Annotated in this window: 12 protein-coding genes and 1 pseudogene; 3 read left to right on the top strand and 10 right to left on the bottom strand. The window is 34.8% G+C overall.

Annotated features, from left to right (window positions below):
- Positions 1-484: 484 nt before the first annotated feature.
- Positions 485-829, top strand: coding sequence for a helix-turn-helix domain-containing protein (locus ACYT6F_RS11660; RefSeq protein ID WP_472597843.1), 345 nt, complete (start codon positions 485-487; stop codon positions 827-829).
- Between the two features lie 239 nt (positions 830-1,068).
- Here the strand turns inward: ACYT6F_RS11660 and ACYT6F_RS11655 are convergent, their stop codons facing one another.
- The 5 genes and pseudogenes from ACYT6F_RS11655 to ACYT6F_RS11635 form a co-directional block, all read right to left on the bottom strand.
- Positions 1,069-1,326 carry a hypothetical protein gene (locus tag ACYT6F_RS11655; protein WP_472597842.1) on the bottom strand — a complete coding sequence of 86 codons (258 nt, stop codon included), beginning with the start codon at positions 1,324-1,326 and terminating at the stop codon, positions 1,069-1,071.
- Between the two features lie 256 nt (positions 1,327-1,582).
- Positions 1,583-2,685: pseudogene (locus ACYT6F_RS11650) on the bottom strand (cation:proton antiporter domain-containing protein).
- A gap of 146 nt (positions 2,686-2,831) precedes the next feature.
- The gene (locus ACYT6F_RS11645; protein ID WP_472597841.1) at positions 2,832-3,287 is read right to left on the bottom strand and encodes an Hsp20/alpha crystallin family protein; all 456 of its coding nucleotides are present in this window, start codon (positions 3,285-3,287) and stop codon (positions 2,832-2,834) included.
- Positions 3,288-3,503: 216 nt separating this feature from the next.
- Positions 3,504-4,673, bottom strand: a complete 1,170-nt coding sequence (locus tag ACYT6F_RS11640) for an FAD-dependent oxidoreductase (protein ID WP_472597840.1) — start codon at positions 4,671-4,673, stop codon at positions 3,504-3,506.
- A gap of 22 nt (positions 4,674-4,695) precedes the next feature.
- Complete coding sequence (locus ACYT6F_RS11635; protein ID WP_472597839.1) at positions 4,696-5,448, bottom strand: helix-turn-helix domain-containing protein; 753 nt, start codon at positions 5,446-5,448, stop codon at positions 4,696-4,698.
- Between the two features lie 220 nt (positions 5,449-5,668).
- Here ACYT6F_RS11635 and ACYT6F_RS11630 point away from each other — a divergent pair, with 220 nt between their 5' ends.
- Entirely contained in the window at positions 5,669-6,112 is a 444-nt protein-coding gene (locus tag ACYT6F_RS11630; protein WP_472597838.1) for a nuclear transport factor 2 family protein, read from the top strand.
- 89 nt (positions 6,113-6,201) lie between these two features.
- Positions 6,202-7,152: a helix-turn-helix domain-containing protein gene (locus ACYT6F_RS11625; RefSeq protein ID WP_472597837.1), complete on the top strand. Its 951-nt coding sequence runs from the start codon at positions 6,202-6,204 to the stop codon at positions 7,150-7,152.
- Between the two features lie 108 nt (positions 7,153-7,260).
- Here ACYT6F_RS11625 and ACYT6F_RS11620 read toward each other — a convergent pair whose 3' ends face one another.
- From ACYT6F_RS11620 to ACYT6F_RS11600, 5 genes are all read right to left on the bottom strand, one after another.
- Positions 7,261-10,614: a response regulator gene (locus ACYT6F_RS11620; RefSeq protein ID WP_472597836.1), complete on the bottom strand. Its 3,354-nt coding sequence runs from the start codon at positions 10,612-10,614 to the stop codon at positions 7,261-7,263.
- 657 nt (positions 10,615-11,271) lie between these two features.
- Positions 11,272-12,132: a thiopeptide-type bacteriocin biosynthesis protein gene (locus ACYT6F_RS11615; RefSeq protein ID WP_472597835.1), complete on the bottom strand. Its 861-nt coding sequence runs from the start codon at positions 12,130-12,132 to the stop codon at positions 11,272-11,274.
- A 2-nt stretch (positions 12,133-12,134) separates the two neighbouring features.
- A complete protein-coding gene (locus ACYT6F_RS11610) occupies positions 12,135-14,327 on the bottom strand; it encodes a lantibiotic dehydratase family protein (RefSeq protein WP_472597834.1) in 2,193 nt (730 codons plus the stop codon).
- On the bottom strand, positions 14,328-16,517 hold the full coding sequence (locus ACYT6F_RS11605) for a prolyl oligopeptidase family serine peptidase (protein ID WP_472597833.1): 2,190 nt from the start codon (positions 16,515-16,517) through the stop codon (positions 14,328-14,330).
- A 10-nt stretch (positions 16,518-16,527) separates the two neighbouring features.
- Positions 16,528-16,695, bottom strand: coding sequence for a hypothetical protein (locus ACYT6F_RS11600; RefSeq protein WP_472597832.1), 168 nt, complete (start codon positions 16,693-16,695; stop codon positions 16,528-16,530).
- Between the last annotated feature and the right edge of the window lie 174 nt (positions 16,696-16,869).

The following is a 16,869-nucleotide window of genomic DNA, read 5'->3' as shown; positions in this document are numbered from 1 at the left end:
CCATACGGAAAACAGCATAATGGTCTTTTGAAATTAAAAAGGAAAATGATGCAATCTAAAAAAAGAAGACCCGGAACCCGGAACTTAGCATTAAAATAAATTCCCATATAAGATTCTAAAACACATAATGATTGATTAAGTATTCAGATATTGCAGAGATTCATGCTCTGCAGTTCTGAAACTTAGATTAAAAAAGTACAAGCTAAACAATTGGTATGCATGATGAAAAAAATAATCCCACATACGCCGAAGGTTTTCTTTGAAAGGTTTTGAGTATAAATAAATTTCAGATGATTTTAAAGTAAAGCAATTCATTTTGCGAAACGACATTAGCCGTGCTTCTATTCGTTCCGCAATTCAAAAAGAGAAATAATCTATTAATTTTTAATCATCATCCGAAATAGAATACGCAGCACAATAAAGATAATATTAACAACTGTAACTATCATCTCCCCAGTTACGGAATCAGTATAAAAAAATTATTATGGAAAGATCAGTACCTAATTACAAAAGAATATTTGAAGACATTATTCAAAAAAAATGTCCTGAAAAATACCACTTGTGCGTACATCTGCTGAATAAAAGTGAAATCTCAGCAATGGACGTATTAACACTGAATGCTATTGTTTTTGACAAGAACAGTGAATCTGAAAGCACAAATCAAAAACACAAAAGCTATGACAGTGAAACGATTAATAAAATACTGAACTATCAGAAAGAAAACAAACTCAGCAATGTGGAAGTATCCAGACATTTTAATTTAAGCCGGAGCACGATTAGCAAATGGAAAAAAACATTTTCTGGTACCCAAATAAATAACTTCGTCTAACCGGGTTATTTTAACTGATTATCCAAACTATATACAGCAATTGCCTTTGCGGAGCAGATTTTTACTATCAAATAAATGTTTCAGTACGATCAGAGTTTCAGCGATGTACACAAAACAGTAAAAATGTAAAATAATTACTTATTTTACCGGGAATAATTTTGGTTGATAGTTAGTTTATTCCTGCTGCTCTGAAAGGCTTATGTATAACATTACATCACTTAATGTCTAATAATCAATTTCTACAGCCGGTAAAGAGATAACTTTTGGTACCAAAGACGGAATCTCTTAGTATACCATTCTACTTTATTCTCGTTAAAAAAGACATATAATAACGTTTTCTCTCCATACCAGGTTTTTTTGAGCTGAAATATCAAGGCATCCCCGTTATCGAAAACTCTGGTATAGGGCTTCAATATATTCAACACTTCTTCCTTACTCATATGCTGGAGATTAGGAATAAAAAAATTTTCTTCACTTTGCTTAAACCTCTTTTTCATTTCAGGTTGTATTTGCGTTAATCACAATACGTATATATCTAATAAGCATCAATTCTTACAGCATAAATCTGAGTAAAGATGTAAACTGTGCATACCCTATTGATAATTACTACTTGAAATAAATTGTAATGATGGTTATTGCAATAAAATCGCAGAACAAAGTTATTGCAGCTATAAAAAAAAATGTGTAAAATTTTATTGCTTCTGCGTTCATACTAATACTACATTTTGTAATACTAATTCTACAATTATCCATTTATGGAGCCTCTTTCTTCATCAGGCTATTTAGAACAGCAATCCAAATCGTTGAAAGTAAAATAGACAAGCAGGTGATACCCAGTCCGTATTTATACAGGCTATATTCTATTATTCCGGATTTATAAGCTAAAGATAATGCCAGAATTCCAAATTCCCCAGTCTGAGAAAGCAATGCTCCGCCATACCAGCTTTCTTTCCATCCGAACTTTAGTACGCGGAAGCTCACGGCAGACATCACGCTGTTGCTCAGAAGAACAAAAAATGTTCCCAGCAGAATAATACTGAAATTAGAGAAAAGATAAGGAATATCAAGCCTTAATCCAATAGAAACAAAAATGAGTGTAACGAAAAACACCTTAAAAGGTACCAGCGAATGCTCCAGCCAGTTGAATGTTTTTACCCTTCCCACCACGACGCCAGCCATAAAGCTTCCAAGCGCGCTGCTCATTCCCGCTGCTTCAGCCACCAATCCGGAAATAAGACAGATGAATAGTCCGAAAAACACCTGCAGGTCATGATCTTTTTCTATTGAGGTAAAAAATTCCGGAAGCCTGATTTCCTGAACATTTCTTATTCTTTTAAGAATAAAAAAAATAATACCGCAAAGCAGGACCGGAAACAGGATGTTGGAAATGTGGAACTCCTGTTTGTTCCAGGCTTTCAGTAAAGTAAGCACCGGCGCCAGAAGCAGATCCTGAAATATCAACATATTTAAACCATAATCCCGAATGTTGTTTTCAGAATCTGATGTTTGTTTAGAAACTCACTCACAACCGCTGTACTGTTGAATACAAACAAAATAGCAATAAGAACAACACTGTTCAGGGAAAGTCCCGCAAAATATCCTACAAAGAATGCACAGCCTATACTCAGAACAATTTTGATGAGCTGCGCTACAACCGGCTTTATAAGCATACTTTTGTTGTCCGGCACATTGATTTCCATGCCCAGGAAAAACATCAGCAGCAGAATTCCTATTTCCCCTATCGTTTCGGTCTGTTCCGGGTTTGTGAAAACTCCCGAAATATGAGGTCCGAGAATAATCCCGACCATAATATACGCAATAAGATAAGGCTGATTAAACTTTTTCAGCAGAAACATCATTCCCAACGTGGTAAGACATAAGATAGAAACCGACCAAAGTAATCCGTTCATAGCTTATTGTTTTAAGAATAAAATGAATCAGGTAAGACAAAAATTGGTTTTCCTTTTGGGAAAACCAATATATATTAACTGAAAATAACGTGTTACTGAACCTCAATAAGTCGAGGTGCCTGTTTTTTGGCTTTTTCCGATTTCGGAATGGTGAGTTTCAGAACACCGTTTTCGTATCTTGCTTCAATGTGTTCTTCATCGACTACATTTTCTGCCAGCTCGATACTTCTTTTGAAAGACTGGTAACTGAACTCTCTTCGGATATAATTCTCATCTTTCTCTTCCTTCTGATTTTTTCGGGAGGAAGAAATAGTAAGCATATTTCCTTCCAGCGTAATCTGAAAATCCTGTTTTTCCATTCCCGGAGCAGCCACTTCCACTTCAAAATTCTCGGTATTTTCACGGATATTTACCGAAGGAAGCGTGGTAAGGGTTGATGAAAAATTGTTGTTGCCCCAATTAAAAAGTTCGCGGCTGAAAAAGTCATCGAACAGTGTACGTGGATTTGCAGGGAGCAAACTGCCGTTGTTTCTTTTAACGATTGACATAACTTACGAGTTTTTAAAGGTTAAACAATATATTAATGATCGTAACATATTAATTACAAACTACATACCATCATTAAATCCTGAAATTCTGTCACTTTAAAACTGAAAAATTGACAGTAAAAATGAAAAAATTTCCACTGATGAATCTCACAAAGAGAGAAAATTTTCAGACTTTTTCGGAAACTTAAGCTAATTTATTTATTTTCTTTATTTCTCCTATGATTCTTTAAAACCGCCAAAGAAATCCAGCATCGATTGTAAAGCTGTCTCCGAATGCATGGTTTCACCGTTTTTAACGGATTCCTCAGCAGCCGAAGACGCTCTCCTGAACATCTCCGATTCATAACCGGCAATGGCACCCTGTACGGTTGAATATGTTCCGGATGTCAAGCATTCGCTCAGATCCAGCGCATCTTTCATTGCCATATTAGCTCCTTCGCCGGCAAAAGGAGGCATAACGTGTGCGGCATCTCCCATAATCGTAGCATTGTGTAGCGTTTTCCAATCCTGATCAAAAGGCATGCAGTAAATAGGACGGGGAATAAAAGGAATTTCTGCATTTTCAAATAATTCCAGCCAGATGCCGTTCCATTCGGGATATACTTTTTTATACCATTGTATTATTTCATTTTTATCAGAATAATCCATTCCGTTTGTCGAAGCCCATTTTTCTTCAGCTTTAAAGCTGGCATAAAAACCAATTTCGCCTTTTCCTTTTTGTCCGATCAGCAGATTTTTATGATTCCCGAATGCCATAATTTTTCCACCCATTAAGATTTTATCAATTTCGGGAGCATTAACAAAAGCATCCGGAATATTTCCTTCAAGCATTGTAATTCCCGTATAAAAAGGTTTGATTTCCGTAATATAAGGCCGCACTTTTGAACGCGCACCATCACAGCCGATAACTATATCGGCATATACGGGATCCTGGTTTTCAAAATGCAGCAGCCAGCCTTCATTTTCTTTTTTCATAGACAAAAAATGGCTATCCCAGTCAACGGTATTTTCCTGAAGGGAGTTGAGCAGGATTTTTCTTAACGTTCCGCGGTCAATTTCCGGACGGAAATGTTCTTCCCCGAAATCTTCGTTAGGATCTGATTCATGGTCACTGAACCAGACTTTCGCATTTTCGTCCATGATCAGCGTTTTATCTGCCCCGATCATAAAATTTTCTTTGAATACTTCCAATAATCCTGCAGCACGAATTGCAGCCAGGCCGGAATCCTGATGCAGATCAAGAAGTGAGCCCTGAACACGGGCATTTTCATTAAGATCTCTTTCATAAACTTTTACCTCTACTCCTTTGATCTGTAAAAGCCTTGCCAGAGTTAATCCTCCGGGACCGCCACCGACAATGGCAACGGATTTATTTTTGATAAGCATATATTAATATTATGGCGCAAAGTTATTTCTTAGAGTAGACTAAAAATTGTAAAAAACGGTCATTATCATTTTTAAAAAGTTCCCGTGGCGAAACTCCTGAAAGTTTCTTAATGTCTTTTATAAAATGGGACTGATCTGAAAAATTGAGTTGCGGAAAAAAAATTCCATCTTTTATATATTCTAATGACTTCTGAAAACGGAGTATTGTACAGTACATTTTTAAGGTTACTCCTAAATATTTTGTGAAATAACGGTTGATCTGCCGTTCGCTCCAATGTATGGTTTGAGACAGCTCTTTAATGCTGACCTCTCCGTTCGCTTCAAAAATCAGACGGAATAAATTCCGTTTTCGTTCATCAATTGTATCGTTGAGGTGCTTTTTTATTGCTTGGGAAGCTTTGTTGCAGAAATCTTCAAAATCATTGAGATCATCTTCACAGAAACCCCAAAAATTTTCAGGGAGCTCTTTTCCGCTGTTTACATATTCAGCAATAGAAATATCTAAAATATACTCCAAAGCGAGCGGATTAAAGCTTATGGAAAAGAACATGGAAATATTCTGCTGCGGCATTGTTTTAGGTTTTGTCTCAAGACCCATCAACACCACGAAGAATCTGTTGTCAGTCGTTTTGCACAGAAGAAGGTCGATTTTGCCATTAGGGATAATAACCCCCTCTTTACATTCGGAAACGTTTTTTAAAGAAGAAAATCCATGTACAAAATCAGTAAGCAGTTCCTCAGGCTCTTTAAAATAATATTGCAATGTATTGCTCACTTCAGATTTATTGTTTTGCTAAGTTAATATATTCCTCCAAGATAATTTTAGTTTGATAATAAAACGGTTTTGTATAATCATTTCATCCGGTAATCTGATCGTATTACGTATTGATTGATTTTTGAAAATGATGGTTTGATTTTTTATAACCGCAGGGCTTGTGCCTATCCTAATTTTGTATCAGAAAATTAAAGTAAAAACAATACAAAATTTATTTATTATGAGTACACAAGAAATTATCAGAAATGCTGCACAGACTGCCTTTAAGAATCATTTGGAATTCCTTTCATCCGGACAGATCGAAAAATGGGTAGATCTTTTTGACGAAAACGGGATTCTTGAATTCCCTTACGGTCCGGCCGATTTTCCAAAACTGGTGAAGGGAAAAAAGGAACTGTATGAATACATGAAAAATTTCCCGAAACATTTCCTTGTAAGTTTTGAAAACCTTCATTTCCACGCAACTGAAAGTCCGAATCTAGTGATTGCCGAATTTACGAGCAACGGAAAAGCCATCAGTACGGGCAAACCTTACAATCAGCAGTATATTTCAGTGGTAACCACTGATGATCAGGGTAAGATTCTAAAATATGTGGACTTTTGGAACCCGATGGTTGCATTGGAAGCGATTAATGCACCGCTCAGCAATTTCGTAAATGATTAAAACCCACAGCCACGATTTCATATAAGATCGTGGCTGTTTCTTTAAAGGTTATCAATTTTAAACAAACATTAATTTACACTATCTTTGTTATGTTCAAAAAAATCACACAGTATCTTAAACAGCTGGTCATGACAAAACCTGAAACCATCGAAGAATTTTATGCCAACCGGCCATTTCTCAAAAGTGCTGATCTTACAGAGAACCAAAATCATTTCAATATTTTTGAGATCAATAAAGAACAGCAATTGAAAGATAATGCGGCTGTTTCTTTCGGAAGGAAAAATTACTTTAAAATCTGCCTGATTTCCGGTAACAGCAACATTCATTATGCCGACAAAAGTTTTGAAATTATGGAGCACGGTCTTCTTTTTGCCCATCCGCTCATTCCTTATGATTGGGAGGCAATTTCCGGTCAGCAAACAGGATACAGCTGTATTTTCGACGAATCTTTTACGGAGGGATTCGGGAATATCAAAAAATATCCTTTTTTCCAGCCGGGAGGATATCCGGTTTTTGAACTGAGCAAAGAAGAAAAAACACTATTGGAAGACATTTTTATACAGATGAAGAAAGAATATTCTTCAACTTTTGACTTCAAAGATGACATTCTGAAAAACCTCATTTTTCAGCTCATTCTGGCAGCCCTGAAAATCCGTCCTTCTACCCATCTTATCTCCGAGAGGCCAAATGCTGCGGCAAGAATTACCGCTCTTTTCATGAATTTACTGGAAAGCCAGTTTCCTATCAGCAATACCGTTACTGGAATTTCTTTAAGAAGTGCTTCCGATTTTGCGCTGCAGATGTCGTTACATGTTAATCATCTTAATAAATCTGTTAAGGAAACCACCCTGAAAACAACATCGGAACTGATATCAGAGAGAATTCTGAAAGAAGCTAAAATAATGCTCCAGCACAGTTCCTGGGCCGTTTCAGAGATTGCCTACAGCTTAGGTTTCGAAGGTCCGGCACATTTCAGCTCTTTCTTTAAAAAGATGGTGAAGGTGTCTCCGAGTGAGTTTAGAGTCAAAGTTGGAAGGTAATTATTGAGAATGTACGAAGTATTCAATTCAATCTGTTCCTAGTATTTTAATGTGACTTAAAAATTTTATGCTACATATAGTTTCAGAAAAAAAAATTAATTGACATGACTATTTCATCAAATTTTTAACAGTCTCCAGACCTATTTTTATTTCCTGTGTTATTTCACTATTCATCAAAGAAAACTCCATTTTATCTTCCGTCATTTTTTCCCATTTCAGAGCACATTCCGACAGTCTGAAAAGCCCGGCGCTGCCTGCGGTACCTTTAAGTTTATGAAGAATCATTCTGGTTTCCGCAATGTCTTTCTCTTCAGCTGCCTTTTCAATATTTTTTTCTGCCTGGCTAAGCTCACTGATCAGTAAATTGAGAAATATTTCTTTAAAATCATCATCTCCATCAATCTGTTCATTTAACATATTCATATTGATATATTCTTCCTGCTTCATTTCCGGTTGATCTTCAGCATGCTCTGCCTCCGGTTTTTTATCATTACTGCCTTTTACACTAATGTATTTTTCGAGCATCTCCTGCAGATCAGCCTGTCTTAGAGGTTTAGGAAGGAAATCATTCATTCCCGCAGCGAGACATTTTTCTTTCTCACCCAATACATTTCCTGCCGTAACGCCGATGATCGGTACATTTTCGTATTCCGGAAGCAGGCGTATCTGCTGTGTAGCCTCGATACCGTTCATTACCGGCATCTGTACATCCATAAGGATAATAGAAAACTGTTTTTTTCTGCATTCTTCCAGAGCTTCCAGCCCGTTAACGGCTTCGGTTAAATGTGCATCCGGAGTAAGAGATTTCATCATCCTGTTGTTCAGTACCATATTTACAGGATTATCGTCTACCAGAAGAACTTCCAGTTCCGGAGCAAAAGAATAAGATTCTTTTTGGGACTGATCCTGAACAATTTCTACAACATTATTCTGGGTAACTCTGCGCAAGGTTTTATACAGATCATCCGACTTTACCGGCTTCAACAGTAAATAAGAGTTTTTTCTTTCCCGAATCGAAGACATTATGTTTAATTCTTCCGAAGAAGAAGAAAGTATGATAAACGGGGAAATTTCTTTCCGCTGATTAAATAACTCCCTGATTTTATCTATGGTTTCCAATCCGGACATGATAGGCATATGATAATCCATGAGGATCACATCGAAGCGCTCGCCTTTCAGCAGGATCTCTAAAGCCTCCATTCCATTGGCAGCCAGTGTGGATTCGATATTTTTATGAGCAAGCATATGCTGAAGAATGATCCTGTTGGTTTCATTATCATCCACAACCAAGGCTCTCTGGATGGTCATGTCATCATCTTCCCGTAGTTCTGATATTTCGTAAGGAATCTCGATATCAAAGAAAAACACCGAACCTTCTTCCTGTGTGCTGACCAGCGACAGATGGCTTCCCATATATTTCAGAATATTGTTCGAGATGGTAAGCCCGAGACCTGTTCCGCCATATCGTTTACTGATGGAGCTGTTTTCCTGGGTAAACGCATTAAAAATATATTTCTGCTTTTCAACAGGAATACCGATTCCTGTATCCCGTACAGAGAACCGCAGGGCAATATTTTTATCATCCATGCGTAACTTCTCCACCTTCAGCTCGATCTCCCCTTTTTCTGTGAATTTCACAGCATTACCCAAAAGGTTGATCAGGATCTGTTTTAATCGGGATTCGTCGATCAAAAGTGTTGTAGGAAGTCCCGGCTCGATATTCAAAAGAAGCTCAATATTCTTTTTCTGGGACTGATATAAAATGACATTGATAACCTGGCTTACCATATCATAAACATCGCTTTTTTCGATTAAAAGCTCCATTTTCCCGGATTCTATTTTAGAGAAATCCAGAATATCATTGATGATATTAAGCAGGTTTTCACCTGATTCATTAATGTAATTCAGGTATTGGGTCTGTATCTCGTTCAGCGGTGTTCTGAGGAGAAGATCTGAAAATCCGATCACACCATTTAACGGGGTACGGATCTCATGGCTCATATTGGCTAAAAATTCTGATTTTGCCTTGCTGGCACTATCTGCCAATTCCTTAGCGGTTTTCAGTTCCTCATTTACCAGGATGGCATCTGTAATATTCCGTACGGAAATAATTATACCACCCACTTCATCTTCCGTCAGATACCAAGGTCCTACTTTCAGGTCGTAATGCTGAAGTTGTTCTTTACCATCAATATTAATAGCAAAATCTTCTTTTGTATACGTTTCTCCTAATAAAGCATTTTTGTAGATTTCCTTTCTTTCTTCGGGAATATCAGGAGATATGGTGAACAGATTTTTCCCGATAATATCCAGATCATTCATATTGAATTCTTCTTTCCAGCGGGTACTTACCGAAACATAGTTCAGGTCTTTATCAAACATAGCCAGAGGAATCGGCACGTCGGTTACGAATGACTGCATCATGGCTTCTTTTCTGGCAACTTCCAGAAACATATTTTTAAACGCATCAATATCCTGAATGATTCCAAAAACCCTTTTGCAGACATCGCCGTCAAATTCGGGGATTCCTTTTACCCTTACCCAGATCGTAACACCGTCATTGCGGACCAGCTGGAATTCTTCATCAAAGGGAACTCCTTCTTTTACAGCATTGTCGAATAGGTTTTTCATTCTCTCCCGGCTCTCCTCTTTATAGAATTTCATGGAACTTTCAAGATCCGGCTGGAAATTATTTTTGATCTTATGAATTTCTTTAGTACTCTGAGACCACAAGAGATCGCCGGTCCTCATGTTTACTTCCCAGCCGCCCACCTGAGCAACAGAGCCGGTCTCTTCAAGAATTTCTTTGGTATACAACAGATCTTTTTCTAATTTATCCCTTCTGATAAGGTCTGATTTCAATTGTATGTAAAAGGTAACTGTAACAACAATAGCCGCAATGGCAGAGAAAATAATAAATAGAACGGTCGACTGGGAAGACCGGTCGAGATCTTTATTTTTTATTGAAAGCTGAATTTCCTCATATTTTACAAACTCCTGAACCAGCTTACGGCATCTGTCCATTGCTGTTTTGTTTTGCACAAGTTCCTGTGGAGTCATTAATATTCCTTTTCTACGGTTCTCAATGAGCAAAACATCTCCTTTCATCATTCTCTGTGAAGTATTCAGCAGGTCATTGAGAAGGTCAGTCTGATGTTTGTCTTTAATATTCAATGCATTTATGGTGGAAATAAGCACCGGATAGTTCTTCGCACTTTTATTAAAGGGCTCCAGAAAACTTTCCTGACCTGTAAGCTGATATCCCCGATTGCCAGTTTCAGCATTTAACAAAGAATTTAAAACATCTTTTACTAAACTTATAGATTCCTTACTTTTTAAGAGGCTTTCCCTGTTCTCCATCTGCTTTTGTATGCTAATGTAGGAGGCTATGGAACCGGCAATCAGCAGTACTAAAGAAAGCACTACCCCAATTCGAAGATTTCTTATAATTTTTTTCGGCATTGAAATTAGTTTAACGGTAATGTAAAAGATAGATTCCCTAATCTGCTAACAATTATCTCACTGTTTGATAATTGTATATATTAGATAAACAAGTCTATATCCTTTCCTGAACATGAACAGAAGATTCTTCTACCCGGGCAAATTTATGGAAATCCTCTCATATAAAAATTGGTATTTTGATTTTTATATGATTTTACTCATAACAAACTTTTAGCAATAACGAATGAACTTTCATTTTAACTTAGCCGCCAATGATACGGAATCCAAAAAGGCAGATTTTTAGAGATTAATATATCAAAAATCTCAAAAGACTGAGCATAAACAAAACATAAAATTCATGAAATTATTTCTGTTTACAATCACTGATTATCAACATGAAAATTAAGAGAAGTGAAATTGTATTTACCTTCTAAAATACAAATTTTTACTTTTGTACAACTTTATGAGACTGAGACGAACAAAGACTTGCAAACATACTGACAAAGGAATATATTGAGATACAATATTGTCATCAAACAAATGAAAGCAGAGAAAATAGATTTATTTCCCCAATGCAGTATCTAAAAAGTGTTTATGAATGGTGGCTTACACAGTACAAGGTGTATAAAAGTGGTAAACGGTATAAAAAGCACCAATAAAAAGATCTTAACGTAATCATTACAATACGTTTCTTTGAGGTTCGAAAAACATTACTGACTTATAATACCTGAACAAATAATCATAAATTATCATCTCGAAAAGTCTTTGATCAGATACAAAAAGACGGTTGATATTCATATGGAAAATACTTTGAAAAAAGCTTTGTAATGAATCTTCCACTGATTGATTTTGATGATTCAAGAGAATATTTTGAATAGCAAAACTGCATTCCTCAATATGAGAAAGAATAGCATTTCTTTCATCTAAAAATTTATCTGAATCAATAAAGTTGATCAGCTTTATCTTAAACTGTCGGTATTTTTTGTCTAATTGTCTGTTGAGATTTTTATCCGCATTAAATTCTTCTTTAAAGGCTCCATTAAAATCCTTGATCCATTTTAATTTTTCCTGAATTTCAAGACCTAAATTATTTAGCATATTATCAATATAAAAAAGACTGAATATTATCTTGTCTTCATCATCGTAAGGTAAACATAACAAAGTAAATTCGCTGTTTTTATAAAATAATGTTTCGGCTTCTTTTATAGTATTTTGCCCATAACGCTCGATTTCTCTGCTATAAGTTTCAATTGAAAAGTTTGAAATTTCTCCACTTTCAATAAATTCTTGAAATTCTTCGTTTATTTTATTAAGAACATCCACCTGATTTTGAATATTATTTAAGCAAAATCTTATTCTTAGATGTGGTTTAGGATCATGGTAGCGGATGAAGAACCATTTTAATATAAAATCATTCGTCAAAAAATATTCTACCAGGGGCTTTATTGTTTCTTCTAAAATAAGGTCTGAAGTTTTAACCCCTGTATAGATTTTCAGATATAGCCATTCTGCTCCTGGAGTAAATTTTCTCTTTTCCATTATCATTTATATTTTTTTTCTTTATACATCGGAAAAATATACTCGCGCTTGAAATCATCATTTTCATTATACAAAAACTCTTCAATTGTGATTGACTTTTCACTTTTTATTGTCTGGATAAAAAGTTTTGCTAGATCATAATTTTTTAAGTTAAACGGTAAAATATTGTCTGACTTAGTCCATTGTATCCATTGAGGGATTTTTATTTTACTTCGCCATGTTTCTATCTCTAAAAGAAATTTATTCTCATTGTTTATAATCGATTCTAGAAAAGCAACATCTTTTTCTGAGATATTCCATTGAGCTTTTGATATAATAATATTTTGATATTCAACTCTTGGTAAAAATTTATATATGCTAGATAACCCTCCCCAATTAAAATACAATCCTTTGCGTAGATTCTGCGAATGTAAATCACATAAAAAATGATAAACGGGCAAAGCATTATGGTGATAATTATGCGCATTGGTTAAATAAGGTTTTACTTCCTTATTAAGTTTCTTTGATCGCAATATTAATTTGTCATTTTTTAAAGAAATATAAAGATCATCTATACAAATTTGTTTTTCTTCAGGTAAAATAGATGTCGTTAAATACGGGATCTCATATTCACGCAATGTTGGTCTTCTGATGATGTTTCCTATTCTAGCTTCAGGCAAGTGAATAATTTCTGCTAAAATATGGTCAGAATTTAATTCTTTTTCTTTTTTTGCAATCTCTTCTGTTAATTTTCGAACATCGGATTTGTCTGAGCAGAATCTTCCTAAAAGATTTGCTGCACTACCACCAATACTTCCAATGCATAATTTCAGATTTTTATTTTCAGAGATGATCTCTCCCATAACAGATAAAGTATCCGGAATATCATACCATTGCTCCTCAAAATCTTTAAGATCATCATCATTTAGAGAGATTACAAATTGATTTTCTAATAAAGCTTCGTGTAATTTTTCGTTAAGTATTCTTTGAAATGGGCTTAACTTAATATGAAGATCTTGCTTTTTTTGATAATTAGGAATTTTTAAATCTTCCAAGTAAGGATGAATTCCTCTAGCAGTTGTATTTTGAAGGTAGCCGATCCCTATTTCTGTATCTAATACATAAGACAAGGGCATTTCCTGGGTCTCGAATCTTTCATAAAATGCTTTTTTAAATTGCTCAATAGGGGTGTCTTTACTTAACGAAGTGATTTTATTCAGAAAATACAATCCTTTTTTAATTTCTTTTTTCCAATGACTTGATATTGTAAATTCATCTTTAAAATAAAGATCTGTTTGGAAAAGATACTTTTGTTCATATTCTGCAATGAAAGGCTTAATCAATTCTTCAATTTCTGAATAGGAAGAGATAGGGTTTACAATATTTGAATCTAATTGATTGAGCTTTTCTTTAATTCTTAAGAGAATTTCAACTTCGTTTTTAGCTTCAATTTTATGCAGCACAGAAATAATCGCATCTAAATAATCGTATCCTGAAACATTAGGTTCTAACTCACTTACCAAAACCTGGTTGTCAATTAATTCTTCTACGAATTCCTGGGCCTCTTCTCTACTTATGTCATTATCTGTCAGGATGTCAGCCAATTTGTCTACAGGTACTCCGCGTTTGGAAAAATCCAAAATCTTAGACAGCTCGTCAGAATATGGAGCAGAAGAGATAATATACTCTCTTTTTCCTTCATTATATTCGTACTCAACATAGCGGATTCTCTTTCCTACTTTATAAATACTATTATTCGGTAAATATAGAAGCCGGCTTCTGATGTAAGGATTTTTCTCTAACGTTTTTGCAAGCGAAACAAGGAAGTGCATATCAAACTTCGTGTCTCTTATTTGTGCTTGCTTATAATTTAAAACTCTATGATTTTCGGTTTCTTTAATGAATTTCCCTAAACTAACCCCTGAAAATAATCCGAAAGGAGTACATCGCGTACTCATTCTGGTATAGTATTTTAGAATAGTATTTTTAAGTTTGGGGGGGCATTCTTTTTCTGAAGATGACCATTGACTGAGTTCTTTATACAAATCGGGAGAAGCCAAATAGATTGCTTCCTGAAAAACAGGATCTGCACAAATCTTTTTTAATTCTTCAGCAGAAAAAAACTCCTTATCAGCTTTTTCCTTAAAGTTTTTGCATGAATATACTGAAGTACGTACTATATACTCTTGAAAGAAATGATACGGAAATTGAGACATTTATTTTTTGCGTGTATTTTCTGGTTGATAATCAGGATGACCTAATTGCCAAAATGCGAAATTAAATATATCTGCTAAATTAGCATATCTTTGAGCAATCGGAACATTTCCGCCATGCCCTCCCTCATAATCAATTTTAAGAAGTACCGGATTATCTGAGGCACTATTTGCCATTAATTTGGCTGCAAATTTCACAGGCTGCCACACCGCTACTCTTTCATCATTTATTCCTCCTGTAACTAAAGTAGATGGATATTTTTCACCTTTTTTAATGTGATTATAAGCATCCATTTCTAATAGAGCTTTAAATTCATCTGGGTTTTTTACACTACCAAATTCTTTAGCATTACTATTGGCTGTCGTCTCATCCCGAAGTGCATTAGTCATTCCTACTTCAACGATAGCAGCTTTAAATAAATCAGGTCTTTCGGTTATAGCTCTTCCAACCGTAATTCCTCCTGCGCTTGTTCCCCAAACTGCAACTTTATTTTTTGATGTATATCCTTGCTTAATTAAGAATTCTGTACAATCAATCAAATCTTTCCATGTATTTGGTTTTGTTTCTTTGAACCCTCCTAAGCGCCATTTTTCACCTTTTTCACCACCTCCTCTTACGTGAGCAATGGCCATAATTCCTCCTTCACTTGCCCAAAGCAAGTAACTTTTGGCAAAAAAAGGTGTACGCGACAATCCGTAAGAGCCGTAACCATCTATTAAAACCGGATTTTCGCTGTTTCTCTTAATATTCTTATTATAAATTAAAGATAAAGGAATATCTTCACCATCTCTTGCCTTAACAATAACTTCTTCAACAATAATATCTTTAAATTCAGGATATTCAATTACCAAAGCAAGATTTTCGGTCTTAAACGTATTTGTTTTTAAATCATACCTGAAGCGCTGTTCATCATTAGCCCAACCGGAACAACTTACCCATAAATCTGAAAAATTTACCCCTTTACTTTGTAATTCTACACTGCCTGAAGTATAAGGAAGTTTTATAGGAATACTCTTCCCGTTTTTGTATAGATATAATTTAGCCTCAACACCATTTTTTGAGGTGGAATAGTATATACCGTCACTTGTTATTGTATAATTTACAAAAACTTCGTCTTTCTTTTCCGAGACTAAAACTGTTGGATTTTTAAAGTTTGAATTTTTAATACTGGTCTTACACAATTTGAAATTTGGTGATTCATATCCTGACAGAAAGATGATTTCGTCACCAACTAATTTCATAGAATACACCTTATCATTTTTACTGTACAATGGAACCCAATCTTTTTTCTTCTGAAGTAAACTCTCTTTTTTTATGATAAATGTATTACGATATTTATCCATATCAGCTAGTATCCCGACATAATAATTCTCATTTTGATTGTATGTTAGTATAATCGGGTACTGATCTTCTGTTATTTTTAGTGATGGATTATTTTTAGATGAAAACACATCATTTTTCTCGCCTTTATCATCTCCAATTTTATATAGTAAAGTCTGAGTATTCTTATTAAACTGGGACGACTTCGGATCTATTGTAGGAAAATAAACATAGAAGAAACCACTATTATCATCTAGCCATTTTATTCCACCTATAGTTGCGGGATCTGTATTGGTAATAATATCCTTTAATACAAGCTTTGTCTTAACTTGAATGATTATTATTTCTGACGTTTCTTTTCCTTGTTCAGATAGCGATATAGCTACTTTACTACCATCCCAACTTGGACTTATAAAATTGATTATATACTCGTGTTTAGAATTTACATTTTTATAAGTAGAGATAAAATCTGATGGATCATAAAGCAATTCTTCTTTTCCTAAGAATGTTTCTCTATAATAAAGCTTCGCTACTTTTTCATTTGCATTCTTTTTTAAATAAAAATATTTATCATTATCCGTTATCTTCAGATCAAATACTGCATAACTTTGTCTCTCATCAAGTTCCAGTCTTTTTTGTAAATAATAGTTTTTTTTAGAAATTTTATTAAGTACAGAAGTACTGTAATTAGTCTGGAGCTTCATCCAGTTACTCGTAGATAAATCCTCAACCTTTTCTAAATTTCTATATTCATCAATTATTTTAGTACCAAAATACGTTTCGGTAACTGGCATTGACGGAGCTAAGCTTACTTTTTGAGCATCAAAAAGTAAGCTTGAAAAAATTGTAACTATAAATATTAAAATTTTCATTCTTTATAATCTATAGTCCGCTTCCCAAAGTTTTCGGTTTGGTTGCAATGGTATCATCATTATCACCGAAACTAAACTGTGGTTGCGTACTGTTGGCTTTTGTTCTGGTAAAGCTGTTACCATAATCAGTATTGCCTAGACCCCCGTAAACCGCTTTCATGTTATTAATTTTTGTCATTTGCAGCTTTTTTAAAGACAATTTTTTTTCGTTTTGAGATTGCTTTTTCATATTTATTATATTTTAATCGATGCAAATAAAAAGATATTTTTCTAATCCGCAATCCATTTGGTTTATAGATTTATAAATTTATATAGCGAAAATACTGATTAACAACACATTATTTTTTTTCTT

Source organism: Chryseobacterium sp. NG-CE01 (genome assembly GCF_055695505.1).
This window is presented reverse-complemented; position numbering and strand designations above follow the sequence as displayed.